Genomic DNA, 24,424 nt, shown 5'->3' on the forward strand with positions numbered 1-24,424 from the left:
GGGAATAAAAGATTAAAATCCCTTCAACTCTTTTCAAGTTTGTAAGTGGCGCCTCTTTTATGTGTCATGTAATAAACTGCAATAAAATCAGCCTCCAGTTCAATATATCTCGTGTCTGCAGCAGGATCTTGTGCTGCTTCATTAGGGTATCTCCAAATATTATTACAAAAAAAGCCCCGCAATTGCGGGGCTTTCGTGATAAGATTTTAAACTCCTTTAGTTTTGAGAAGCTGCATTTGCTTCTTTCATTCCTTCTTCAATCAATCCGTAGAATTGATCAATCTTAGGAAGTACTACGATTCGTGTTCTTCTGTTTTTTGCACGACCTTCAGCAGTTTCGTTAGTTGCAACAGGTATGTAATAACTTCTACCGGCAGCAGTCATACGGGCTGGCTCAACTCCAAACTCTTCCTGAAGTGTCCTAACTACAGAAGTTGCTCTTTTTACACTAAGATCCCAGTTATCTTCAATAACTCCGCTGCTAATTGGCTTATCATCAGTATGGCCTTCAACCATAAATTCTATGTCCGGCTTGTTTTTAACAACAGTAGCAACTTTTCCAAGAACTTCTTTTGCTCTGTTCGTCACATTGTAACGACCGCTTTCAAATAAAAGTTTATCTGAAATAGAAACATATACTACACCTTTTTCAACATTAATTTCGATATCCTCATCACTAATGTTGCCTAAAGCACCTTTAAGGCTGGTAACTAATGCAAGAGTTACAGAATCCTTCTTATTTATGGCATCACGCATACTCTTAATGGCGAGATCTTTTTCTTTAATGCTCTCTAAAGAACGCTCAAGGTTTTCAGCTTCTTTTTTAGATAAAGTAGCCAAATCTCCTACATTGTTTAATAGTGCTGCATTTGTGTTGTTTAAAGTTGATATTTGGCTATTTAACCTTTCCTTCTCGTCCAGACAGGAGTTAAGTTTTACAGTAGCTGTATTTAATTGATCCTGAGTTTCTCTTTGCTTAGTCTCCAGTTCTGCATATTTCTTTTGAGAAACACAAGAAGAAAGCATAATAGCGGCTGTTGCCGATAGAAGCATGAATTTTTTCATAACTTGAAAATATTATTAATGTTAGATGACCCAAAAGTATCAAAAAAAATCTTTCTTGAAAACTAATTTTAACATTTCTTTGCGTCGATTTTTAAATTTCCCTAAATATCTTCTTTCCCCGAAGATAGTGGGCATACACAACGGATTCTGTTTTATAATATTGTTCTTTTTTAGGAAAATTTTTTCTTTTTTTTCTCATTGTTGAAAATGATGAATAAAAATTCAAATGCGCCCTGAAAACTGCAAAAAAATGATTGAATTTTCCCTGTCCCAAAAAGCGAAAAGCAGCTATTCCATCCAGGATCATACGTATAAATAGAACCCAAAAGATTTGTGGTGACGGTACATTTTTAGTAATTAAATAAAGACTGTTCCTAAAATTAAAAAAAGTCTTCATAGGATTAATGCTACTTAAAGTAGCGCCGCCTACGTGGTAAATTGTTGATTTTGAGGCAAACATTATGCTGTAATTAAGGTTGTTTAATCTCCAGCAAAGGTCAATTTCTTCCTGATGAGCAAAAAAATCTTCATCCAGACCGCCGGCTTCCAAAAAAGCCTCTTTTCGTATTGCCAGGCAGGCACCACTGGCCCAAAAGATGGTGGTATCATCATTATATTGGCCATTATCTTTCTCAATGTGGTCAAAAATCCTTCCACGGCAGAAAGGATAAGCGTATTTGTCAATAAAACCTCCTGCAGCGCCCGCATACTCGAAGTAGGATTTATTATTAAAATCCAGAATTTTTGGTTGTACGGCACCCACTTTTGGTGCATGCTCAAAAATGGCAATTATCGGCCTTAACCAGCCCGCAGTTACTTCAATATCGCTGTTTAGAAGAATAAAAATATCTTCCTTCAGGTTTCGAAGAGCATCGTTATAACCTTTCGCATAACCTCCATTTATTTCATTCTGGATTAGTTTAACTTCAGGGAAATTCTTCTGTAAAAACTCAATAGAATCATCTGTAGATGCATTATCTGCCACATAAACTGTTGCTTCCGCAGAATGGGAAATTACAGAGGGAAGAAATTTCTTCAGAAGTTCTTTTCCGTTCCAGTTTAAAATGACTACTGCAATTTTCATGTTTGCTTTAACTATTCGGTTTTCTGAAAAGAGGGTATTTCCTTCAGAAAATTATATTTTTCTGCTTCATAATCCATTTGGCAATAGTAATGGTTAATTCCGTTGGTCACCATTAAATAGGTAGCATTAAGTTTTAGATTATACCTCGCAATTTGGTCAAAAGTGTCCTGAGTAACCTTGATTTTTGGTGCTTTACATTCCACAATAAGGTGAATATTACCGTTGCGGTTAAAAACCACAATATCGTAGCGTTTGACCAGATCGCCCAGCTTCAGTTGTTTTTCAACATTTATAAGGCTCTCCGGGTAATCTTTTTCTTCAGTTAAAAACCTTACACAATTTTGTCTCACCCACTCTTCCGGAGTAAGGATGACGAATTTTTTCCGTAGTTTGTCAAAAACAGCTGTTTTATTTTGATTATTTTTGAACCGAAAGCTATACTGCGGAAAGTTTAATTCTTGCATAGCGCCAAAAATAAGAAAGAAAAAATAACCCTTCTGTGAAAAATTCTGAAAAGAACAGGAAGGATAAAAAGATCCCCACATTTACCAATGGATGAAGCCAGGCAAATTGTTAACAGCATACAGAGCGGAAAAATTGAACCTGTGTACTTTTTAATGGGCGAAGAGCCGTATTATATAGATAAAATTGCCGATTTTATTGCAGATAACGTACTTCAGGAGGAGGAAAAAGGCTTTAATCAGATTGTGATGTATGGGCGGGATACGAGCATAGATGAAATTGCCAGCAATGCCAAACGCTATCCTATGATGGCAGAGCGGCAGGTGATTATCGTGAAGGAGGCGCAGGATCTTTCCAGAACCATAGAGCAGTTAACGGCCTATGCTGAAAATCCGCAGCCTACGACAACACTGGTAATGTGCTACAAGTACAAAAAGATCGATAAACGGAAAAAGTTGTATAAAGCTGTTGCAAAAACGGGTGTTATCTTTGAAAGCAAACGTCTCTACGAGAACCAGGTGGCACAGTGGATCCAGACTACGCTGAAAACGAGAAACTACAGCATTTCACCCAAGGGCGCACAAATGTTGGTAGAATTTCTTGGGAACGATCTTGGAAAAATTGAGAATGAGTTGCAAAAACTACAGTTAATAGTTCCCGAAGGAACACAAATTACTCCGGAATTAATAGAAGAGAACATTGGAATAAGTAAAGATTTTAACAATTTTGAGCTAAGAAAAGCGGTGGGGATGAAGGATACTTTAAAGGCCCACCGGATCATAAATTATTTTGCGCAAAATCCAAAGGACAATCCTCTTGTAGTCACCATTTCGCTGTTGTTCTCCTATTTTTCCCAGTTATTACAATATCACGGACTTTCAGATAAGTCCAAAGGAAACGTGGCGCGGCAGTTAAAAATTAATCCGTACTTCGTGAGCGATTACACTACAGGTGCCAGGAATTATCCTATGAAAAAAGTGAGCGGTGTAATAAGTCTGTTGCATGAAGCCGATGTAAAAAGTAAAGGAGTAGGATCTGTAAACGTTTCACAGGGCGACCTGCTAAAGGAATTACTGGTAAAAATAATGCACTAATTCATGAAGAAAATTAATTCCTGGGTTGGAGCTGCCAGACTAAGAACCTTACCACTTTCCCTTTCGGGAATTCTTGTTGGGACAGCTATTGCTGTAGAAAAAGGATTTTTTAATATCGCCATTTTTAGCCTTGCCCTGGCTACTACTTTAGGTCTGCAGGTGCTTTCCAATTTCGCTAATGATTATGGAGATGGCGTAAAAGGGACAGATAATGAAGATCGGGTCGGGCCAATGCGAGCTTTACAAAGCGGAATAATCAGCCAAAAAGAAATGCTGGTTGGGATCATAATAACAGCGGTAATTACTTTAGTACTGGCTATTTTATTAATCTACGCCGCATTTGGAACTGAAAATATTATTCCGGCGCTTTTCTTTTTCTTTCTGGGTATAGGAGCTATCGTCGCTGCAATAAAATATACCGTGGGAAAATCGGCTTATGGCTACCGTGGTCTTGGCGACCTGTTTGTTTTTATTTTCTTCGGAATAGTAGCGGTTTACGGATCATTTTTTCTTTATATCCATGAAATGGAGTGGGATGTGTTTTTGCCCGCTTCAGCATTCGGATTCTTTAGTGCGGGAGTGTTGAACCTGAACAACATGCGTGATAGAATTTCTGATGAGAAAGCCGGTAAAAATACATTGGTGGTGAAAATAGGAGGAAAGGCAGCCAAAAAATATCATTATTTTTTAATAATCTCCGCTTTTGTTTTAATGATACTTTACACGATTAGAAATTTTGAGGGAGTAGATGATTTCTTGTATGTGCTGGCATTTCTTCCGCTTGTGTTTCATTTAAAGCGGCTTAAGCAGAATGAAAATCCTGTTCTCCTGGATCCTGAATTAAAGAAACTTGCGCTGTCAACTTTTGCAACTGCCGTGCTTTTTGGAATAGGGCAAATCTGGTAAAATCAGGTTTAACAAAATTATATAGCTAACATTTCTTAAGGTCCTTCTTCAAATCCTTAATTTTAAGTTTTAACCTGAAAATTATTTAATTATGAAAATCACTTTCTACGGACAAAATTGTTTAGGACTTAAAATAGAAGAGATAGATGTTTTGGTAGATCCTTTTATTACCGGAAATGATCTTTCCAAAGATAAAATAAATATAAAAGACCTAAAGGCAGATTATATTTTGCTAACGCACGCGCACCAGGACCACACGTTGGATGCCGAAGAAATTGCAGAGAATACCGGCGCGGTAATCGTAGCTAACTTTGAAATAGCAAATCATTACGAAGAAAAAGGTCTTGAGGTTCATCCCATGAATCACGGCGGAAGCTGGGATTTTGAATTTGGGAATGTAAAATATGTAAACGCTATCCACACCAGCTCTTTTCCGGACGGGAAATACGGCGGCCAGCCCGGAGGGTTTGTAATAGAAGGCGAGCATAAGAACATCTATATTGCCGGGGATACTGCACTCACGATGGATATGAAATTAATTCCTATGACAACAAAACTTGATCTTGCTGTTCTTCCGGTTGGTGATAATTTTACTATGGGTGTAAACGACGCAATTGTGGCCAGTGATTTTGTAGAATGTGATAAAATTTTAGGCTGTCATTATGATACATTTGGCTACATAGAGATAGACCATGAAGAAGCAAAGAAGAAATTCTATGAAAAAGGAAAGGACCTGATGCTTCTTGACATTGGAGAGAGTATAGAATTATAATGCATATTAGACTATTAGATCATTGGATTTCTGGAATTTTAGATATAGAAATAATAAATAAAAAAGATGCATCGATTTAAAGAGTTGGAGATTTGGAAGAAGAGTCGCATCTTTTGTAAAGACATTTATAAAATAACAGCAGATTTCCCGGAAGTAGAAAAATTTGGTCTTGTTAATCAATTAAGAAGAGCAAGTATATCTGTTCCTTCTAATATTGCCGAAGGAGCCTCAAGGGAATCGCCAAAGGAATTCAGTAGGTTTCTGGAAATTGCAATGGGTTCTTGTTATGAAATAGAAACACAAATCCTGATATCAAATGATCCTGGTCTTATAGAAGCTAAGAATCTTGAAACCTTACAAGCGGAGTTAGAGTCAATAATAAAGATGATATCCAAGTTCCGTTCTATTGTTAAAAGTCGCGTTTGAATCAGAATTTTATTCGTATTTTCTTAATCCAACAATCCAACAATCCAACAATCCAACAATCCAACAATCCAACAATCTAAATGACTGCTGAATACAAAAAGTACATTCTAAACTTTAAGCGCCCCAGTGGAACTTCACGGGGCGTTCTTACTACAAAGGAAACCTGGTTTATTATCATCAATGACAACAACCGGAAAGGCATTGGTGAATGCGGAATTCTTAGAAGTCTAAGCATCGATGACAGGCCCGATTATGAAGAAAAATTGAAATGGACCTGTGAGAATGTAGCTTTAGGTAAGGAGAAACTTTGGGAAGCGTTAATTGAATTTCCCAGCATTCAGTTTGGGGTGGAAATGGCTTTCCGCTCTTTGGAAGCTGCTAATCCTTTCGAATTATTTCCTTCGGAATTTACTAAAGGAAATGATGCTATTCCGATTAACGGACTGATATGGATGGGTGAAAAAGCGTATATGAAGTCCCAGATTGAAGACAAAATTGCTTCAGGGTTTAATTGTATTAAACTGAAGATTGGCGCGATAGATTTTACTTCAGAACTTCAACTTTTAAAATACATCCGTCAAGAATTTTCTTCAGAAGAAATAGAGTTGAGAGTGGATGCCAACGGAGCTTTTGCACCTTCCGAAGCTCTTGAAAAGCTTCAAAAGCTAAGTCACTTTGAGCTACACAGTATAGAACAGCCAATAAAACAGGGGCAGATTGAGGAAATGGCGGATTTGTGCAGCAGGACTCCGCTGCCTATTGCACTGGATGAGGAACTTATAGGTGTTTTTGATGTAACAAAAAAGGAAGAACTACTACAAACAATAAGGCCGCAGTATATTATTTTTAAACCTAGTTTGATTGGTGGTTACAGAGGTACACAGCAATGGATGGATTTGGCTGAAAAACAGGGGACAGGCTGGTGGATTACCAGTGCTTTGGAAAGTAATGTAGGGCTGAACGCAATTTCGCAGTGGACATACACCAAACAACCAAATATGCCGCAGGGTTTGGGAACCGGCGGTTTATACACAAACAATTTTGATTGTCCGCTCGAGGTGCATAGCGGTAAAATTCACTACAATCCCGGAATTTACTGGGATTTCAAATTATAATTATAACATGTACATAGCTCAGGCTCTTAGGTATCGATATAGCTTCTGGCGATATATCGTGGGAATTATTATCGTAGCAATAGGAATCACTTTAGGTCAGGTTCCATGGACTTTCGCTGTTTTTATGAAAGAGGGATTTGCCATGTTTGAAATGCCCCAGACGGAATTACTTAGCTCGCTGGAATCAAACTTTTCACTTTTTCTCCTGTTGTTGTCTTACGCAGTAGGATTGGCGGCACTTTTTTTTGCAGTAAAGTACCTTCATGAACAACCTATTCTTACCTTATCCACCACCCGCAAAAGCCTGGACGTAAAACGTGTGATGTTTTCTTTCCTAATTACCGCAATTTTAATAGTGGGCGGAATTTTTATAGGATATCTATTGGAACCTGAAAGTTTTCAGTGGAATTTTAATCTTGTCCCTTTTTTGATTCTGTTGGTAATTGCAGTAGTCCTCATTCCTATACAAACAAGTTTTGAAGAATACCTTTTTAGAGGGTATCTTATGCAGGGGATAGGAGCTTTTGCAAAAAACAAATGGATCCCTCTCTTGATAACTTCTCTCATCTTTGGTGGTCTGCATATTGCCAATCCCGAAGTTGCCTCATACGGATATTTTATAATGGCAAGTTATATAGGCATAGGTTTGCTCCTGGGAATTATCACATTAATGGATGAGGGGCTCGAATTGGCCCTGGGTTTTCATGCCGCAAATAATCTCTTTATTGCGCTTTTACTGACTTCAGAAAATACCGCCTTCCAGACTCATTCAATATTTAAAGATATCTCTACACCTGAAATTTTGGGTTGGGAAGTCTTTATTGAAATACTAATTATTTATCCGGTGGTTTTAGGAATATTTGCCAAAAAGTATGGCTGGAGCAATTGGAAAAATAAGCTTTTCGGAAAAGTAGAAAAGCCGGAAACCTTAAAACTTTCTGAAGAACCTTAAATTTTTCATAGCGATTTGTTAACTTCCCTTAATCAAAATTAAAATAATTTTGATTTTAGGCTATGACAGACAAGTATAAAGTACCTGAAACGCATCCGGACTTCAGACTTAACAAACAGTATTTTACCAATGCTGAACTGCGCCAGGTTGCGTATAGTTTTATAAAGGAAGGAGAGGCTTACGAGGAAAAAATCGGTAGTTTTCTGCTGGATTGGTTAAAACCATCTTCTTATACTATCAGTAAAACATCGGGTTCTACAGGTGTTCCAAAAGAAATCAAGCTAAAAAAGGAACATATGGTAAATTCTGCTCTGGCTACTTCCAAATTTTTTGAATTGCCTGCAGGAACAACCGCTTTACTTTGTTTGCCGGCCACGTATATTGCAGGACGCATGATGCTGGTGAGGGCAATGATTTTAGGTTGGCACCTGGATTTAATTCCACCGTCTTCCAATCCGTTAGACCAGGTTTTTAAGCGCTATGATTTTTGTGCAATGACTCCATTTCAATTAGATAATTCGGTAGGTCGGCTTCATCTTATTAAAAAGCTTATTGTTGGCGGAGGTGCGGTTTCCTATCGCATTCAGAAAATGGTGAAGGATGTTGACACGAAAGTCTATGAAACTTATGGGATGACTGAAACGGTGACACATATCGCAGCCAAGCGTCTAAATTCAAATAAAAAGAAGGAGAATCGTCCCTTTAAAGTTCTTCCGAACATAAATATTTCTAAGGATAACAGGGGTTGTTTGGTGATAAAAGCTCCTAAACTTTCGGATGAGGTTATTGTTACCAACGATATTGTGGAAATTCTCACCTACAAAAAGTTTGTATGGAAAGGTAGAATTGATAATGTGATAAATAGTGGCGGAATTAAAATTTTTCCTGAAGAAGTAGAACAAAAAATGAGTCCGGTGATCGATCAGCGGTTTTTTATTACCTCAATTCCCGATGATGCCCTTGGAGATAAGCTCGTTTTGTTTGTAGAGAGCGATTTTTCTGAAGAATTACTACTTCAGTTAAAGAAAAAGATCGAAAAACTGCCGACATTGGATAAATATGAAGTTCCGAAGAAAATATACCTCATCGAAAAATTTGAAGAAACCTCTTCAGGAAAAATTCACAGGGAAAATACAGTTAAAAGTAAAGTCGGTTAAACTTCTTATTTAAGCAGGAATAAAGCTAATGGCCGAAAATGGCAATTTTCGGGCATCCGTTTTTTCGGTCATATTTCTCAGGCTTATCAGAAAATATAGTTGTATATTTACAACCATACAAGAGTAATATTACAATCTTAACCATGGAAGCCAAATTAGAAAATTCCAAGAAAGGAAGACAGCAAGCTAATCTTGCTAAATTTTCACCATCCTGGGTTGTTTTAAATGTGAAAGATGCTCCTGGTTATAAGATGGAATTAATTGACCGTATCCGGAAAGGCGTGAGAAAGGCAGATTGGAAGCAATTAATACATGATACCGGTTCTACTGAAAAAGAATTTGAACATATTTTGCCGGCATCTATTAGTAGTATGCAGAAGAGGAGCGTTTATGGAAAAGAAACTTCAGAAAGGATCTATGAACTGGCGAGATTATTTGGATTGGGCTATGAGGTTTTTGATTCCAAAGAGGATTTTAAACAATGGTTAATGACTCCATCCAAAAATCTTGGGGGAAAAATTCCGTTTGAACTTCTGGACAGTAGTTTTGGATTTGAAATGGTGGAGAACGAGATTGTCAGGATTCAGTACAATGTCTATAGCTAATGATTGTCTATAGAATTGCTAATGTTAAGTACAAAGATGCAACGCTATCGGGATTAGGAGCTGAAAAGGTTGGTGGAAGGTGGAACGAAGTTGGAACACGGGCAGTTTATTGTTCAGAAAACATTTCACTGGCCTTACTGGAATATTACGTTCACTCTGCAAATATAGCCTATCTACCTAAAGAAATATGGGCAGCAAAAATTCAATTTCCAGATGATCTTGTTGTTGAAGAATTACAAGAGCTTCCGGAAGAATGGAATAATTACCTATACTCTGCTCAAACAACAGAAATCTTTACAAATTTGGCCAAAGACCGAAATTTCTTTGCTTTACGGGTACCCTCCACTATTGTTGGAATAGAATCCAATATTATTTTGAATCCGCTGTATAAAGACTTTGGAAAAGTTGAAGTTACTGAGTTTCTAAATTTACCTGTTGATGAAAGGCTTAAGGTAGGAAAACACTAATAAGTTGCGATTAAAGACGACGCCTGAAAATGGCAATTTTCGGCATGTGTTTTTAAAAGTAAATGGTTTCAACGAATTCGGAAAAAATTAAAATATATGCTAATGCTGAATTAAAGCCTCAACTTCCTCTTTTAATTTTGGTAAATGAGTAATTAAAATTGACCAGATATTTTCATCTGAAATATTATCATATGCGTGAATCACCTGATTTCTTAATCCTATAATTTTTTTAGTATTAGTTAATTTATCTTCAAAAGCTGAATCTCTTCTTATTATTCGATTAATGGCTTCCCCTATAATTTCCAGATCTCTCTCAACTGCTCTTTTGAGCATCAGATTTTCTTTATATCGAAGAAAATCCATATCTGAACCTTCAAAGTAACTGTCGATTTCTTCTATGGCCAATTTCACATCAAATAGCCATTTAAGATTCTTTCATCCATATACCAATTCCTTTGATCGGTTAATAGATTTTATCAAGATTGGGTTCTTTAATGTCTGTTCTTCTACAAGATCAATTTCTCTTCCAAGGAGAGCTTTTAAATCTTCTTTAAAGCTTATATAATTTTCAAAATAATCAGCTAAGTCGATAGGTTTAAACCTAACCATAAAATCAATATCACTACTGTCGGAATACTCTTCATGTAAAGCAGACCCGAACAAATACATCTTATCGACCTTGTGTTCTTCACAAAGTTCATACAGCGTACTCATATGTTTTTCCAGGACCTTCATATCGCAATTTAGAGAAAAATCTGCTTTACACTATCTTTTTTCTTTTTGGTTAAGATAAAATTATTGCCAAATGATGACACTTTTTCTGATTTTTGAATCGTTCTGGATTATAGAATCTATTCTTTTATTTCCCAAATTTTTCCACATCCACATAAAACTCCTCTATCTTTACTTCAATAGCATCTATATTTTTAACGCCTGCCAGTTTTTGCCAATTTTCGGTAGGGATTAGCCGTTCTTCTTCGCCGTTGATTAGTACGTCTACAGGCATGGTGAAATTTTGAACATCTGCTTTCCATCGGAAAGAAATAGTCGCTCCTTCCTGCTTTAGCTGAAGTTCAGGAATTGCAGTTTCTCTAAGATACTGATCAAAAACCGGCTGAAGATTGGTCGCTATTGGTTCGTTGAAGAAATCTTCTACCTGTTGCGTGGTGACCGTTTGATGTTTAAAAGTTTCAGTATAATCCTTCAGTGTTTTCCACCATAGCTCGTCATCCTTATAAATACTACGGATGGTGTTTAGAAGATTAGCTCCTTTTGCATACATATCACCCGATCCTTCAGCATTTACTCCGTAATCTCCGATTATTGGATTTTCATTGCTAATATTTCTTCGGAGACCTTTCAGGTATTCAAGAGCATTTTCTTTTCCCTGCTCACATTCTACAAAAATTGCTTCCGTATAGCTGGTAAAACCTTCATGAACCCACATGTCGGCAATATCTTTGGAGGTAATACTGTTTCCGTACCACTCGTGCCCCGACTCGTGAATGATGATATAATCCCAGGACAACCCGTGGCCGGTACCAGAGAGATCACTTCCCAGGTAGCCGTTCATGTAATGATTTCCGTAGGCCACTGCGCTTTGGTGTTCCATCCCGAGATACGGAGTTTCCACAAGTTTAAATCCGTCTTCAGGAAAAGGGTAAGGCCCCATTTTTTCATAAAAGCACTCCATCATTGGTTTGACTTGTTCAAACTGTTCTTTGGCTTTTTCGAGGTTGTACTCCAGAACATAGTAATCCAGGTCCAGATCTTTATAATTATCATGAAAATGAGCATATTTTCCAATATTCACCACCACGTTGTAGTTGTTTATTGGATTAGAAACCTTCCATTTCCACCTGGTGTAACCATCTTCAAGTTTTTCGCTTCCTAACAGTCTGCCGTTGGAAACATTGGTTAATCCCGTTGGGACTTCAACCTCACTAAGAACTTCATTAGGTTCGTCGCTCTGATGGTCTTTGTTCGGGTACCATAAACTTGCACCCGCACCTTGTACAGCAACGGCTATCCACGGATTCCCTTTTTCATCTTCGGTCCAGACAAAACCACCGTCCCACGGAGCTCTTTCTGCCACAACGGGATTTCCGGAGTAATAAAACTGAATAGAATCTTTTTTGCCTTTCCTGAGAGGATTGGAAAATTCGACAAAAACGGCATTATGTTTCCTTTTGTATTGAAGCTTTTTTCCTTTCCGGACAATAGAATCAACCTTCATATTTTCAAAAAGATCTACCTGCATTACCGGCAGCTTTTCTTTAGTCCTGAAGGTAATAGTATTGGACCCTGAAATAAACTTGTTTTCAGGAACAACCCTTACCTGGAGATGATATTTAAGCACGTCATAAGCACGTTCTTTCCTTAGCGATCCACGAAGGCTGTCAGCTTCAGTATATTTTCCTTCTTTATTGCTGAGTACCTGACAACTGCTGACAGGTACTATAAAAAAGAAAGCGAAAATTAAGAAAAACAGGTTTTTCATGTATTTTAAATTTAAGTCTGAATTACGCCCATATTAAAATCTTTTTCAATAGGAGCGTGATCAGCGGCTTCTATTCCCATGGAAACCCACTTCCGGGTGTCTACAGGATTTATTACAGCATCTGTCCACAGTCTTGCCGCAGCGTAGTAGGCAGAAGTCTGTTCGTCGTACTTTGCTTTCAGTTTTTCAAAGACTTCTTTTTCCTTTTCCTCATCCACCTTTTCGCCCTTTTTGGCCATTGAGGCGGTTTCAATCTGTGCCAGTACTTTTGCTGCCTGTGTACCACCCATTACGGCAAGTTCTGCACTCGGCCAGGCAAAGATAAGCCTCGGATCGTATGCTTTGCCGCACATTGCGTAGTTCCCTGCACCATAAGAATTGCCAATTATCACGGTGAATTTTGGAACTACAGAATTGCTTACCGCATTCACCATTTTTGCACCGTCCTTAATAATTCCGCCGTGTTCGCTCTTGCTGCCTACCATAAAGCCGGTGACATCCTGAAGGAAAACCAACGGAATCTTTTTCTGATTGCAATTCGCGATAAAACGAGTGGCTTTATCTGCAGAGTCCGAATAAATCACTCCGCCAAACTGCATTTCTCCCTTTTTGGTTTTCACAATTTTACGCTGATTGGCGACAATTCCTACGGCCCAGCCATCAATTCTTGCATAGCCAGTAATAATGGTTTGTCCGTAGCCTTCTTTGTATTCTTCAAATTCTGAATTATCTACTAGACGTTTAATAATCTCGGTCATGTCGTATTGATCGCTGCGCTTTTTCGGCAGGATCCCGAAGATTTCATTTTCATCTTCTTTAGGCTTAACGGACTCTTTTCGGTTAAAACCGGCTTTGTCAAAATCACCGATTTTGTCCATGATATTTTTGATTTTATCCAGCGCTTCAGAATCATTTTTCACCTTATAATCTGTAACGCCACTTATTTCGCTGTGAGTGGTCGCGCCGCCAAGGGTTTCATTATCCACACTTTCGCCAATGGCTGCTTTTACCAGGTAACTTCCGGCAAGGAAAATACTTCCGGTTTTTTCCACAATAATAGATTCATCGCTCATAATAGGGAGATAAGCCCCGCCTGCAACACAACTTCCCATAACAGCGGCAATCTGGGTAATTCCCATACTGCTCATTACCGCATTGTTCCTGAAAATCCTTCCGAAGTGTTCTTTATCAGGAAAAATTTCATCCTGCATTGGTAAAAACACACCGGCGCTATCTACAAGGTAGATAATGGGTAGCCTGTTTTCAATAGCTATTTCCTGCGCACGAAGGTTCTTTTTTCCGGTTATGGGGAACCACGCCCCTGCTTTTACTGTAGCATCATTGGCAACGACAACGCATTGCTTTCCTGATACGTAGCCCACTTTCACGATCACGCCGCCACTGGGGCAGCCGCCGTGTTCATTGTACATCCCGTCACCTGCAAAAGCTCCTATTTCAATAGATTTTGACTTTTCGTCTAAAAGAAAATCTATTCGTTCCCTTGCGGTCATTTTGCCTTTATCGTGGTGCTTTGCAATTCTTTTTTCACCGCCACCTAATTTCACCTCCTTTAATCTGTGATTTAGAGTGGAAACCAGAAGTCGGTTATGATCTTCATTTTTATTGAAGTTGATATTCATGTTGTTCAAAATTTGAGAATGGACTCCGGAGTTACCGGAAAAAGCTAAAAAATATTCATATATTTTTATGACACTATAAGGAAAAACTCCCTTAAATTGCTGTTCCGCTAAAATACAAAATCAAGTCTATTGGAATATTGAAAAGCAGGATTATCTGGAGAAGCTTTTGATTATAAGGATATCGTTATGGGAATGAATAAGAATACCATTTTTGGCTGGGCGTCTTTCGTTCTGTTTTTAATTGGGACAGCAGTGATCTTGCTGGGAGTGTTAAAATATATCGACTACGCAATAGGATTTTCTGTGGTTGGGATTGGATTTTTTGCAATTTCCTGGGCATTTAATGCATTAAAAGGCAGAGTATAGGATGGATGAAAAACAAATGAAAGAACAACTTGTTAAGCATTTACAGGGAGGTGAGGCATATTTATCTTTAGCCAAATTTCTCGATGAAATTCCGTATGATAAAATCGGGAAACGTCCGGAAACGTTTCCGTACTCGTTTTATGAAGTCTTTTATCATATTGCTTATGCTCAAAAAGATATTATAGAATATTGTACTGCTGAAGAATACAAAAGTGCAAACTGGCCCGAAGATTACTGGCCGGAGATGCAGTTTCCCGAAAGCGAAGAAGACTGGGAAGAGCTAAAGGCAGATTATTTTGAATGTCGTAAAGACTTTGAAGATTTTATTCTGGACCCGGAAAACCGACTAATGAAGCCGGTTAAGAACGGTGAAGACCATACGCTTTTACGGGAGCTTATGCTGGTAATAGAACACACTTCTTATCACACAGGTCAACTTCTCGTAATCCTGCGCTTACTGGGTCTACACAAAAGCTGATATTTGGTAAGACATCAATTATTTTCTAATCAAATTTTAAGATATTTGCATTTCTTCTGAAGATCAAAAACTGACTTCAGAAAAGACTGATACATCAAAATTTAAGAATTATGGCAGACGATAAAAAGGTGATTTTCTCCATGTCCGGAGTTACCAAAACTTATAAAAATGCGAATACTCCTGTTCTCAAAAATATCTATTTGAGCTTTTTCTACGGAGCGAAAATTGGAATTTTAGGATTGAATGGTTCCGGTAAGTCCACTTTACTTAGGATTATTGCGGGAGAGGACAATAACTATCAGGGTGACGTGGTTTTTTCTCCTGGCTACAGTATTGGTTACCTGGAACAGGAGCCAAAACTTGATGAAGATAAAACCGTACTGGATGTTGTAAAAGAAGGTGTAGCTGAAACAGTTTCTGTTTTAGATGAATACAACAAGATCAATGATATGTTTGGTTTGCCTGAAGTTTATGAAGATGCAGATAAGATGCAGAAGCTAATGGATAAGCAGGCAGAACTTCAGGATAAGATCGATGCTACCAATGCCTGGGAGCTGGACACCAAGCTGGAAATCGCAATGGATGCACTCCGTACGCCGGAAAGTGACAAGAAAATTGGAGTTCTTTCCGGAGGAGAAAGAAGAAGGGTTGCATTATGCCGACTATTACTTCAGGAACCGGATATTTTACTTTTGGATGAACCTACCAACCACCTGGACGCCGAATCTGTGCACTGGCTGGAACATCACCTTGCGCAATATAAAGGGACGGTAATTGCCGTAACACACGACCGTTACTTCCTGGATAACGTAGCCGGCTGGATTTTAGAACTGGACAGAGGAGAAGGAATTCCGTGGAAAGGAAATTATTCTTCCTGGTTAGATCAAAAGTCAAAACGCCTTGCACAGGAACAAAAGCAGGCGAGCAAGCGTCAGAAAACTTTAGAAAGAGAGCTGGAATGGTCGCGAATGAATCCGAAAGGGCGACAGGCCAAACAGAAGGCACGTTTAAACAATTACGACAAGTTGATGAGTCAGGACCAAAAGCAGGTAGATGAGCAGCTTGAAATATATATTCCGAATGGACCAAGGCTGGGAACGAATGTAATTGAAGCCAAAGGAGTTAGTAAAGCTTTTGGAGACAAATTGCTTTATGAAGATCTTAATTTTAAATTGCCGCAGGCGGGAATTGTGGGAATCATTGGACCTAACGGTGCCGGTAAAACTACAATATTCAGGATGATAATGGGAGAAGAGCAACCAGACAAAGGAAACTTTGAAGTAGGGGAGACCGCTAAAATTTCCTATGTAGATCAGGCGCACAGCGATATTGATGTCGAAAAAACTATCTGGCAAAACTTTAGTGATGAGCAGGAATTGGTGATGATGGGCGGGCGTCAGGTGAATTCAAGAGCCTATTTAAGCAGGTTCAACTTTAGCGGAAGCGAGCAGAATAAGAAAGTCAGCATGCTTTCAGGTGGAGAACGGAACAGGCTTCATCTTGCGATGACTTTAAAAGAAGAAGGTAACGTGCTGTTGCTCGATGAGCCTTCCAATGATTTGGATGTAAACACGCTGCGGGCGCTGGAAGAAGGTCTGGAAAACTTTGCGGGATGTGCAGTGGTAATTTCTCACGACCGTTGGTTCCTGGACAGGGTTTGTACCCACATTCTTGCTTTTGAAGGAGACTCACAAGTCTACTTCTTTGAAGGCGGATTCTCAGATTATGAGGAAAACAAGAAGAAACGTCTTGGTGGCGATATAATGCCGAAGCGAATTAAGTATAAAAAGTTGGTCAGATAATTTTCTAAATAATTTACAGTAAACAATAATCAATTAAAAAGGAGTAGCATTTCGATTAATGCTACTCCTTTTTAATTTTGTCTACAGTCTACAGTCTACAGTCTACAGTCTACAGTCTACAGTCTACTGTCTGAGTTATTTTCACCCTTCACTTTTTCACCCTTTCCCGGCATTGGTCCACGCAGGTGAATTATTAGTCCGTTTAGAAAATTTCTAAGGAATTGATCTCCGCATTCCACGTATTTTGGATGATCTTCTTTTCTGAAAATAGCTCCCAATTCACTTTTAGTAACTTTGAAATCCACGAGGGCGCAAATTTGCACAATATCGTCATCACGTAATTTGTGAGCTACCCTTAATTTTTTAAAAATGTCATTATTTGTTAGTCCCATGCTGCAAATTTAATTTATTCTTTTCCGAATTTGGGGAAATATTGTTCTGGTTTTTAAATTTCAGGTCAATTAAAATTAAAGAATCTTTTTTAAAGCTGAAATTGTCAATTCAAGGATTTTCAATTTCGGTATAGCCTCAAAAATGGCAATTATCGACATTTTAAATACGAGGTGAGAAGTGGGAAGTACAAAAATTTTCTCTTTTTCTTTCCTCTCTCCTCTTTTAAAGTAATGCCTCAAAAAACGGCAATTATCGACTTATAGAAAGCTTCAACATCGATTAATGATATATAGCTGACTAATTGACATATTTAATTTAGCTGAACGCGACATAATGACTTGTTTTTTTAATTTGGAATTTGAATTGCTAATGGATATATGGAAAACAAAAATTATAACCTTAAAAAATAAATGTTATGAGTTTAATTAAAACAAATGAGGCCAATTGGCTGCCTTCAGTTTTCGACGACATGTTTAAAACCGATTGGTTAGGAGGAACTACTAACGTGAACAGTATTGGGACCAGCATTCCTGCAGTGAACATCAGGGAAGATGAAGATGGTTTTGCTGTTTCTGTAGCCGCTCCCGGAAAGAAGAAGGAGGATTTCAATATCGAATTAGATAATGATGTTCTCACCATTTCTTCCGAAGAAAAGAAAGAAAATGAATCTTCTGAAAAACAAGGAAGCTTTACCCGAAGAGAGTTCAGTTACAGCACTTTTAAAAGAGCTTTTAGTCTACCAGAATCTGTAGATAGCAGTAAAATTTCTGCCGCTTACAATGATGGTGTTCTTGAAATTGCTCTTCCTAATCGTGAGGAAGCTAAGGTACAGGCCAAGCGTTTAATCGAAATTTCTTAAGATTTGTTGGTTTTGAATTACTGAAAAAAAGCGCCTAATCGGGTGCTTTTTTTTTTCAAACCTGCCCTGTTCAGAAAATGAAACTGAATACTTGTTGAATTTTACTGATTGAAAAGCAGTATCCATCTGTTTCCGGCACTTTGGATTTCGTAGGTTTTTCCTCCCTGAATTGTGGTTACCGTGTTATTAGTAGAAATGTCGAGCAGATTGTCGCTCCCCAGGAAGATCAGGTTTTTAACTCCTGTTCCCGGCCACCCGGATAGCACGATCTTTCTCCCTTTATTTTCGGAAGCTCTTGGAATTACGATTCCCGATACCTGATTATTTATTCTTAGGGTGCCGGCTTCTTCGCCAATTACGTAATCTCCCGTAGTACTTTCAGTGGAAATATAATTGGAAAAATTTGAATGTTTCCAGCTTACTACACCACTTTTGTCTGTAACCAAGACTTGATTTTCCTGTCCTCTGCTATCGGGTAACGAGTAGTCTGTTTCGGGAGTGGCGCCAATTCCCACTCTCCCTGCAAAATAACCGGCAAAAACATTTGCATTGCGGTCACCATAAGCGACACTATAAATTCCGTAGATGTTTCCTACTCCCTGAGTACTTCCAACTTCATTGTAAATTCCGTAATTGTTGCTTCTTGCTCCAAAGGTGCGACCAATCCGGTTGTAAATTCCGTAGATGTCGCTGGTGCCAGAATTTTGGTAGGTTTCATTAAAGATTCCGTAGTGAATTCCTGTACCGCTTCCACCTACATTAGATTTTATTCCGTATTTAATGCCATTGGTAGAGCTTCTGTTGTCACTTACAATTCCGTAGGTCGCAAGGTTATCTGTGGCCGAATTATTATTATCGATCTCCAGAGGTTTTTTGATGTTCAAATCTTTTCCGGAGAGAATGGCGATCTGTAGTTTAGAGGAAATCTGGTTGGTACCAATCCCAATATTTCCTTCACGAAAAACGGGATCTGTAATATTGCCCGCGCTGGTAGTGGTACCGATTTTATAAAAGTCTGATGACACCGATCCTGTACTACCGGCCAATGTTTTCCAGCTGCCGGAATCGAAGTTCCAGTAATAAAATCCAGACGGAAAGCCGGGAATATTCTTATTCAGAAAAACCAACATTCCGTTTTGATCGTGTCCCGGATTGGTAGCCGGAAATCTTTCGATCCTGGGAATAAGGATGCCATCTATGGGATTTGGACTTGCATTATTTGAAGCAACAATATCTAACTGTGCTTTTGGTGTGGTTGTACCAATTCCCACCTGAGCATACAGCAAACAAGGGGAAATCAATAACAACAGTAAAAAAGAAGTCTTCATAAAGTGATGGATTTAGCATACACTTCAGTTAAGTTTAGGGAAAGGGCAGATCAAGATAAATTAATAATTTAATATTCAGCGCTTTACTTAAAAATAAATTTTAATCCTTGTCTTTTACCTTCTCCTGTAACATCTTGATTTCATCCCGAAGACGGGCAGCTTCCATAAAATCCAATTCTTTAGCCGCAGTCTCCATTGCTTTTCTTCTTTCCCTAATAACCTTTTCGACCTGCACTTTACTGAAATATTCTACCTCTTCTTCGGCAGCTTTAAGCGTTTTTGGCCTCTCATCGTAATCATAAACATCTAATTTCTGTTTAACCAGGGCACTATCGAAAGCTTTAACTAACGGAGTTGGTGTGATCTTATGCTTCTGGTTATACTCAATTTGTTTTTGTCGGCGGTACTCGGTTTGATCTATTGTTTTCTGCATACTATCTGTAATTTTATCTGCATACAGAATAGCTTTTCCTTCTACGTGTCGGGCCGCCCGGCCAATAGTCTGGGTAAGGGAGCGGTTACTTCGTAAAAAACCTTCCTTGTCGGCATCAATGATTGCAACCAGGGAAACTTCAGGTAAATCCAGACCTTCCCTTAGAAGGTTTACTCCAATTAGAACATCAAAAATACCCTTTCTCAAATCCTGCATAATTTCCACCCGTTCCAAAGTGTCCACATCTGAGTGAATATATCTACAGCGGATGTCGATGCGGGTGAGGTACTTGGTGAGTTCTTCAGCCATTCTTTTGGTCAAAGTAGTTACAAGAATCCGCTCGTCTTTTTCTACCCTAATATGAATTTCTTCGATTAAATCGTCAATCTGATTAAGGCTTGGGCGCACTTCTATCACAGGATCAAGCAAACCCGTTGGCCGTATCACCTGTTCTACATAAACACCTTCTGTCTTCTGAAGTTCATAATCTGCAGGGGTAGCGCTCACGTAAATCACCTGATTTTGCAGCGCCTCAAATTCTTCAAATTTTAACGGACGGTTATCCATGGCAGCAGGAAGCCTGAAGCCGTAATCCACAAGAGTTTCTTTTCTGGAGCGGTCACCACCGTACATGGCGTGCACCTGCGGAATTGTAACATGGCTTTCGTCCACAACCATTAAGTAATCATCAGGAAAATAGTCCAGTAAACAGAAAGGTCGTGTTCCCGGTTTTCTTCCGTCTAGGTATCGGGAATAATTTTCAATTCCGGAGCAGTAACCGAGCTCACGAATCATTTCCAGGTCGAAATTTGTTCTTTCATCAAGCCGTTTCGCCTCCAGGTGCTTACCAATATCCCTAAAATAATCCACCTGCTTCACCAGGTCATCCTGAATGTCACGAATGGCACCCTGTAACACATCAGGCGAAGTCACAAACATGTTAGCAGGATAAATATTCAACCTATCGTATTTTTCAACCACATCATTAGTTCCGGGATCGAAAGCTTCAATTTCTTCAATTTCATCTCCAAAAAAGTGAATTCTGAAGGCATTATCTGCATAACTCGGGAAAACATCCACAGTGTCACCTTTTATTCTGAAGTTTCCGTGGGAAAACTCAGCTTCAGTCCGGGAATAGAGGCTTTGAACAAGTTTATGCAGAAGTTTGGTCCGGGAAATATTCATGTCCTTTTCAATGGACACCACGTTTTTCTTGAATTCCACAGGATTTCCAATGCCATAAAGACAGGAAACGGAAGCCACCACCAGTACATCCCGGCGTCCGCTTAACAGTGAAGAAGTTGTACTAAGCCGAAGCTTTTCAATTTCCTCATTAATGGATAAATCTTTTTCAATGTAAGTTCCCGAAGAGGGGATAAAAGCTTCAGGTTGGTAGTAATCGTAGTAGCTTACGAAATACTCTACCGCATTCTCGGGGAAAAAATGTTTAAACTCTGAATATAATTGTGCGGCAAGGGTTTTGTTATGGGCAAGCACGAGTGTAGGTTTCTGTACCTCTTCTATAACATTCGCGACAGAAAAAGTTTTTCCGGAGCCTGTAACCCCCAGCAAAGTTTGATATTGATCGTTCCGGTTTAAACCTGAAACAAGCTGCTTTATTGCCTGTGGCTGGTCACCGGTAGGTTTATAATCTGATTCTATTTTGAATTTCATGGATTCTTTTCTTAGCCACGCGAAATTACGCAATTCCCGTGCCTATTCAAACTCCTGAAAATCAATTCGATCTTTTAAGTGTGAAGTGCCCTTTAATCTCAGTTCCATCTTCAAAATAAATACTGAACCAGTAATCATCTGAGGGCATTGGACGACCGTGGAAATTTCCGTCCCAACCTGCCCCACCAGGGCTAAGCTGCTTCAGTACTTTTCCGTATCTGTCAAAAATGTAGATATTGCTAATGGTAAATTCGGTATTATTTATGTCATAGGGCTTCCAGCTGTCATTGTAGCCATCGTTATTTGGTGTGAAAAAATTAGGATAGCCAAAAACGGTGAATTCCTGTTCTATAATCCCACAGCCATTTTCGACCTGAACATAAACCGTATGTTTCCCGCCGGGAACGTTCCGAAATTCAGGGTTGGATTGGTAAGGTCCGGTAATGTCGTCCAGCGAGAAAGTAAGATTTGTACCGTCGAAATTTGTTATTATAGTAACGTCGCTTTCAGCACCGTTATTAGTAATCTGAATATCTGTAATTTCCGGTGTTTCAAACTCTTCAACAGAATAATCTATTGTTCTTCCGCAGCCAAAACTGTTATTTATAAGATTGAGGTTGTAATTTCCCGGTTCATTAATTTCAATTGTGGCAGTTGTTTCGCCGGTGCTCCATTCAAAAGAAAAATCTTCAGGATTATCCAGCACAAGATTTTTTCCCAGCAGCAAAGGAAATTGTGATGAGCAAAGTTCCAGAATATTGTTCTGCTGAATATCGGGAAAAGCGACAATTTCCAGATCCAGACTACCATAACCATAACATACATCCTCCTGATAAGCTTTTACATAGATTGTGCCCGCTTCAGAATTAAAAATATCGGGCAGAGGATTAGCCCCCAACACAGCATCATCTTCATTTCTATGAAAAGTGAGGTTTACATTTTCATCAAGGTTAAGATTAGCACGTATATTTTCCTGAATATTATTCAGATTAAATTCAGCCTCTCCATTGCCGATGTCGCATCCCTTCGCTGTTCCTGCTTCCAACAATCTACCTTCGGAGGTTGCGAGTTGAATTTTTGTAAGGGTGGTACATTCATCGTCAAGTCCGGTGACTTTTGCGACTAATTCCTGATTAGGGGAGGTATTGCGGTAAAGATCATTAAGGCCTTCCTGATTCAGGTTATCCAGCATGGCATCTCTTTCCGTTTCATAAAAGAGGACCCGAAGATTATTGTTGTTTCCCGTAAGGTAATTCCGCGCCAGCTGAAGGTTAAAATCTGTGAGTCCGTCGTCAGGAATCCCATCGCTTCCATCACATTGCGTTAAAACATAATCCTGTGCAGCTTCAGGAATGCCAATTATCGTGATTTCCTTGCATACAGGATCCTGCGGAAGGTTGTTTATGAATTTTGTCAGGCTAACTGTATAAGATCCGGGTGCACCATAAGTATGTGAGGGGGTTTCTTCTGAAGAAAAATTTCCATCTCCAAAATCCCATTCCACAGCGTCATAATTGTCACCGCTGGTAGAGAATTCAGTTGATTCACCAAGACAAAAATTTTCAGCCTCAAAATTGTTCCTGAACAGAGATTGTACAAAAGGCGGAAGCCCGAGTTTTACATCGTTAGGAGAAACATCTACAGAATTGTGGGAATAATTAACGTTGGCGCCGGCATTTTCAGGTTCATTAATAACAGATAAGAAATTGTGGTTTAAATACCCTCCATCGTCTGTGGGATAGCCGGCCCTGTAAATTTTTCCATTAGGGGCAAGCTGGAGTGCTCCTGCCACGTTTCGGGAAGAGTGGATACTTGTTCTGGAATTCAATATGCCGGGGCTTGTAAGGTCGAACTGGTACAGTTCGCTTCTGTCCAGAACATCGTTTTCACGAAAGATATTTGCTGTGACGTAGAGTTTTGAAGATTCAGGTGAGAATTCCACGCCGTAAGGATAGGAGTTCTCTAATATAAATTCTTCGTTGTATACTTTCCCGGTAATGTCATCAAAATCATACAGAAAAACTTTTCCGTTTTTTTTGGTGCCATTCATACCGGCATTCTCGAGCGCTGTATTAGAATAAGCCGCCGCTATCTTCTTTCCGTTAGGAGAAATCTTCAGGTATCCTCCAGCTGTGATATTGACACCAATTTCATTGATAATGGGAGGGAAATTATTCGAAATTACTGAAACAACAGGAGAAGTCTCCACGCCAGCTGAACTAATTCTGAAGGAATAAAATTTATTTCCGAATTGCGTGACCAGCCAGTAAGAGACACAGTCACCGCCGATTACAGCAGAAATTTTCTCTGAATTTTTGAATTCATTTTCGAGTGGATCTGAAGGATCGTATGTCACCAGGTGGATGTTCTTTCGTCCTTCTATTACAGCACCTCGTCCATTGCTTAAAGTCATATCTACTTCAGAATAATTCACTCCCTCAATAGGGTCTTCCGGAGACAGATAGTAATCAGGTTTATCTACAGTGAAAATGAAATATCGGTTGGGATTTCCGGGTCTGGGAACAACAATGGCAGACTGTGTGCTGGAAACATGACCTTTTAAATTTTCTCCATTCCGCATCACGTCATGGCTGCGGTTATAGACGGTACTTCCGTCGGTATAGAACAGAAGATTTCCATTGCGGTCAGAAATACTGGTGGATCCTTCTACCGTTTGTAGTTCTCCATTTAAAAGCGCTGTTGGCGTGCCGCTGTTAAACGAAAGGCCTGCCTGGTCTCCAAAATACCAGTTGGAGGCTTCCTTTTGAGCTTCTGCTTCCATAGCAAAAAACGCAAGAATAAGAATGAACAGGCAGCTTCTTAATTTCATACCACAGTGGAATATC

Annotated in this window: 24 protein-coding genes; 13 read left to right on the forward strand and 11 right to left on the reverse strand. The window is 39.1% G+C overall.

The window, feature by feature from the left end:
- Window positions 1-216 precede the first annotated feature (216 nt).
- The 3 genes from RM545_RS14020 to RM545_RS14030 all read right to left on the reverse strand — a co-directional run bounded on the left by RM545_RS14020 (window position 217) and on the right by RM545_RS14030 (window position 2,613).
- Window positions 217-1,065, reverse strand: coding sequence for an OmpA/MotB family protein (locus RM545_RS14020; protein WP_311495914.1), 849 nt, complete (start codon window positions 1,063-1,065; stop codon window positions 217-219).
- A 91-nt stretch (window positions 1,066-1,156) separates the two neighbouring features.
- Complete coding sequence (locus RM545_RS14025) at window positions 1,157-2,149, reverse strand: glycosyltransferase family 2 protein (RefSeq protein WP_311495915.1); 993 nt, start codon at window positions 2,147-2,149, stop codon at window positions 1,157-1,159.
- An 11-nt stretch (window positions 2,150-2,160) separates the two neighbouring features.
- Entirely contained in the window at window positions 2,161-2,613 is a 453-nt protein-coding gene (locus RM545_RS14030; protein WP_311495916.1) for a type I restriction enzyme HsdR N-terminal domain-containing protein, read from the reverse strand.
- Window positions 2,614-2,700: 87 nt separating this feature from the next.
- Here RM545_RS14030 and holA point away from each other — a divergent pair, with 87 nt between their 5' ends.
- From holA to RM545_RS14075, 9 genes are all read left to right on the forward strand, one after another.
- Window positions 2,701-3,705 (forward strand): DNA polymerase III subunit delta, encoded by a 1,005-nt coding sequence (gene holA, locus RM545_RS14035; RefSeq protein WP_311495917.1) that lies wholly within the window; start codon window positions 2,701-2,703, stop codon window positions 3,703-3,705.
- 3 nt (window positions 3,706-3,708) lie between these two features.
- Window positions 3,709-4,611, forward strand: a complete 903-nt coding sequence (gene menA, locus RM545_RS14040) for a 1,4-dihydroxy-2-naphthoate octaprenyltransferase (RefSeq protein WP_311495918.1) — start codon at window positions 3,709-3,711, stop codon at window positions 4,609-4,611.
- A gap of 91 nt (window positions 4,612-4,702) precedes the next feature.
- Window positions 4,703-5,383, forward strand: coding sequence for a metal-dependent hydrolase (locus tag RM545_RS14045; protein WP_311495919.1), 681 nt, complete (start codon window positions 4,703-4,705; stop codon window positions 5,381-5,383).
- 66 nt (window positions 5,384-5,449) lie between these two features.
- Entirely contained in the window at window positions 5,450-5,809 is a 360-nt protein-coding gene (locus RM545_RS14050) for a four helix bundle protein (protein WP_311495920.1), read from the forward strand.
- A gap of 80 nt (window positions 5,810-5,889) precedes the next feature.
- Window positions 5,890-6,924, forward strand: coding sequence for an o-succinylbenzoate synthase (locus RM545_RS14055; protein WP_311495921.1), 1,035 nt, complete (start codon window positions 5,890-5,892; stop codon window positions 6,922-6,924).
- 7 nt (window positions 6,925-6,931) lie between these two features.
- Complete coding sequence (locus tag RM545_RS14060) at window positions 6,932-7,876, forward strand: CPBP family intramembrane glutamic endopeptidase (RefSeq protein WP_311495922.1); 945 nt, start codon at window positions 6,932-6,934, stop codon at window positions 7,874-7,876.
- Between the two features lie 62 nt (window positions 7,877-7,938).
- Window positions 7,939-9,033, forward strand: a complete 1,095-nt coding sequence (locus tag RM545_RS14065; protein WP_311495923.1) for an AMP-binding protein — start codon at window positions 7,939-7,941, stop codon at window positions 9,031-9,033.
- A 143-nt stretch (window positions 9,034-9,176) separates the two neighbouring features.
- A complete protein-coding gene (locus RM545_RS14070) occupies window positions 9,177-9,638 on the forward strand; it encodes an Xre family toxin-antitoxin system antitoxin (RefSeq protein WP_311495924.1) in 462 nt (153 codons plus the stop codon).
- Window positions 9,638-10,105: an RES family NAD+ phosphorylase gene (locus tag RM545_RS14075; protein WP_311495925.1), complete on the forward strand. Its 468-nt coding sequence runs from the start codon at window positions 9,638-9,640 to the stop codon at window positions 10,103-10,105. Before RM545_RS14070 ends, RM545_RS14075 begins: the two co-directional genes overlap by 1 nt.
- A 99-nt stretch (window positions 10,106-10,204) precedes the next feature.
- On the opposite strand, the gene RM545_RS14080 is transcribed toward RM545_RS14075, so the two are convergent.
- The 4 genes from RM545_RS14080 to RM545_RS14095 all read right to left on the reverse strand — a co-directional run bounded on the left by RM545_RS14080 (window position 10,205) and on the right by RM545_RS14095 (window position 14,245).
- Window positions 10,205-10,516: a HepT-like ribonuclease domain-containing protein gene (locus RM545_RS14080; RefSeq protein WP_311495926.1), complete on the reverse strand. Its 312-nt coding sequence runs from the start codon at window positions 10,514-10,516 to the stop codon at window positions 10,205-10,207.
- 24 nt (window positions 10,517-10,540) lie between these two features.
- Window positions 10,541-10,840 (reverse strand): nucleotidyltransferase family protein, encoded by a 300-nt coding sequence (locus RM545_RS14085; RefSeq protein WP_311495927.1) that lies wholly within the window; start codon window positions 10,838-10,840, stop codon window positions 10,541-10,543.
- Between the two features lie 124 nt (window positions 10,841-10,964).
- Window positions 10,965-12,605 (reverse strand): M1 family metallopeptidase, encoded by a 1,641-nt coding sequence (locus RM545_RS14090; protein ID WP_311495928.1) that lies wholly within the window; start codon window positions 12,603-12,605, stop codon window positions 10,965-10,967.
- Window positions 12,606-12,616: 11 nt separating this feature from the next.
- On the reverse strand, window positions 12,617-14,245 hold the full coding sequence (locus RM545_RS14095; protein WP_311495929.1) for an acyl-CoA carboxylase subunit beta: 1,629 nt from the start codon (window positions 14,243-14,245) through the stop codon (window positions 12,617-12,619).
- Window positions 14,246-14,431: 186 nt separating this feature from the next.
- Here RM545_RS14095 and RM545_RS14100 point away from each other — a divergent pair, with 186 nt between their 5' ends.
- From RM545_RS14100 to ettA, 3 genes are all read left to right on the forward strand, one after another.
- Complete coding sequence (locus tag RM545_RS14100) at window positions 14,432-14,611, forward strand: CAL67264 family membrane protein (RefSeq protein ID WP_311495930.1); 180 nt, start codon at window positions 14,432-14,434, stop codon at window positions 14,609-14,611.
- A 1-nt stretch (window position 14,612) separates the two neighbouring features.
- Window positions 14,613-15,089, forward strand: coding sequence for a DinB family protein (locus tag RM545_RS14105; RefSeq protein WP_311495931.1), 477 nt, complete (start codon window positions 14,613-14,615; stop codon window positions 15,087-15,089).
- A gap of 110 nt (window positions 15,090-15,199) precedes the next feature.
- Entirely contained in the window at window positions 15,200-16,891 is a 1,692-nt protein-coding gene (gene ettA / locus RM545_RS14110) for an energy-dependent translational throttle protein EttA (protein ID WP_311495932.1), read from the forward strand.
- A 116-nt stretch (window positions 16,892-17,007) separates the two neighbouring features.
- Here the strand turns inward: ettA and RM545_RS14115 are convergent, their stop codons facing one another.
- Complete coding sequence (locus RM545_RS14115) at window positions 17,008-17,283, reverse strand: DUF1456 family protein (RefSeq protein ID WP_311495933.1); 276 nt, start codon at window positions 17,281-17,283, stop codon at window positions 17,008-17,010.
- 416 nt (window positions 17,284-17,699) lie between these two features.
- On the opposite strand from RM545_RS14115, the gene RM545_RS14120 reads away from it, so the two are divergent.
- Entirely contained in the window at window positions 17,700-18,143 is a 444-nt protein-coding gene (locus RM545_RS14120; protein ID WP_311495934.1) for an Hsp20/alpha crystallin family protein, read from the forward strand.
- A gap of 101 nt (window positions 18,144-18,244) precedes the next feature.
- Here RM545_RS14120 and RM545_RS14125 read toward each other — a convergent pair whose 3' ends face one another.
- The 3 genes from RM545_RS14125 to RM545_RS14135 all read right to left on the reverse strand — a co-directional run bounded on the left by RM545_RS14125 (window position 18,245) and on the right by RM545_RS14135 (window position 24,408).
- The gene (locus RM545_RS14125) at window positions 18,245-19,471 is read right to left on the reverse strand and encodes a phage tail-like protein (protein ID WP_311495935.1); all 1,227 of its coding nucleotides are present in this window, start codon (window positions 19,469-19,471) and stop codon (window positions 18,245-18,247) included.
- Window positions 19,472-19,571: 100 nt separating this feature from the next.
- A complete protein-coding gene (uvrB, locus tag RM545_RS14130) occupies window positions 19,572-21,578 on the reverse strand; it encodes an excinuclease ABC subunit UvrB (RefSeq protein ID WP_311495936.1) in 2,007 nt (668 codons plus the stop codon).
- A gap of 61 nt (window positions 21,579-21,639) precedes the next feature.
- Window positions 21,640-24,408, reverse strand: coding sequence for a T9SS type B sorting domain-containing protein (locus tag RM545_RS14135; protein ID WP_311495937.1), 2,769 nt, complete (start codon window positions 24,406-24,408; stop codon window positions 21,640-21,642).
- Between the last annotated feature and the right edge of the window lie 16 nt (window positions 24,409-24,424).

The organism is Autumnicola lenta (assembly GCF_031846515.1).
GTDB lineage: Bacteria > Bacteroidota > Bacteroidia > Flavobacteriales > Flavobacteriaceae > Autumnicola > Autumnicola lenta.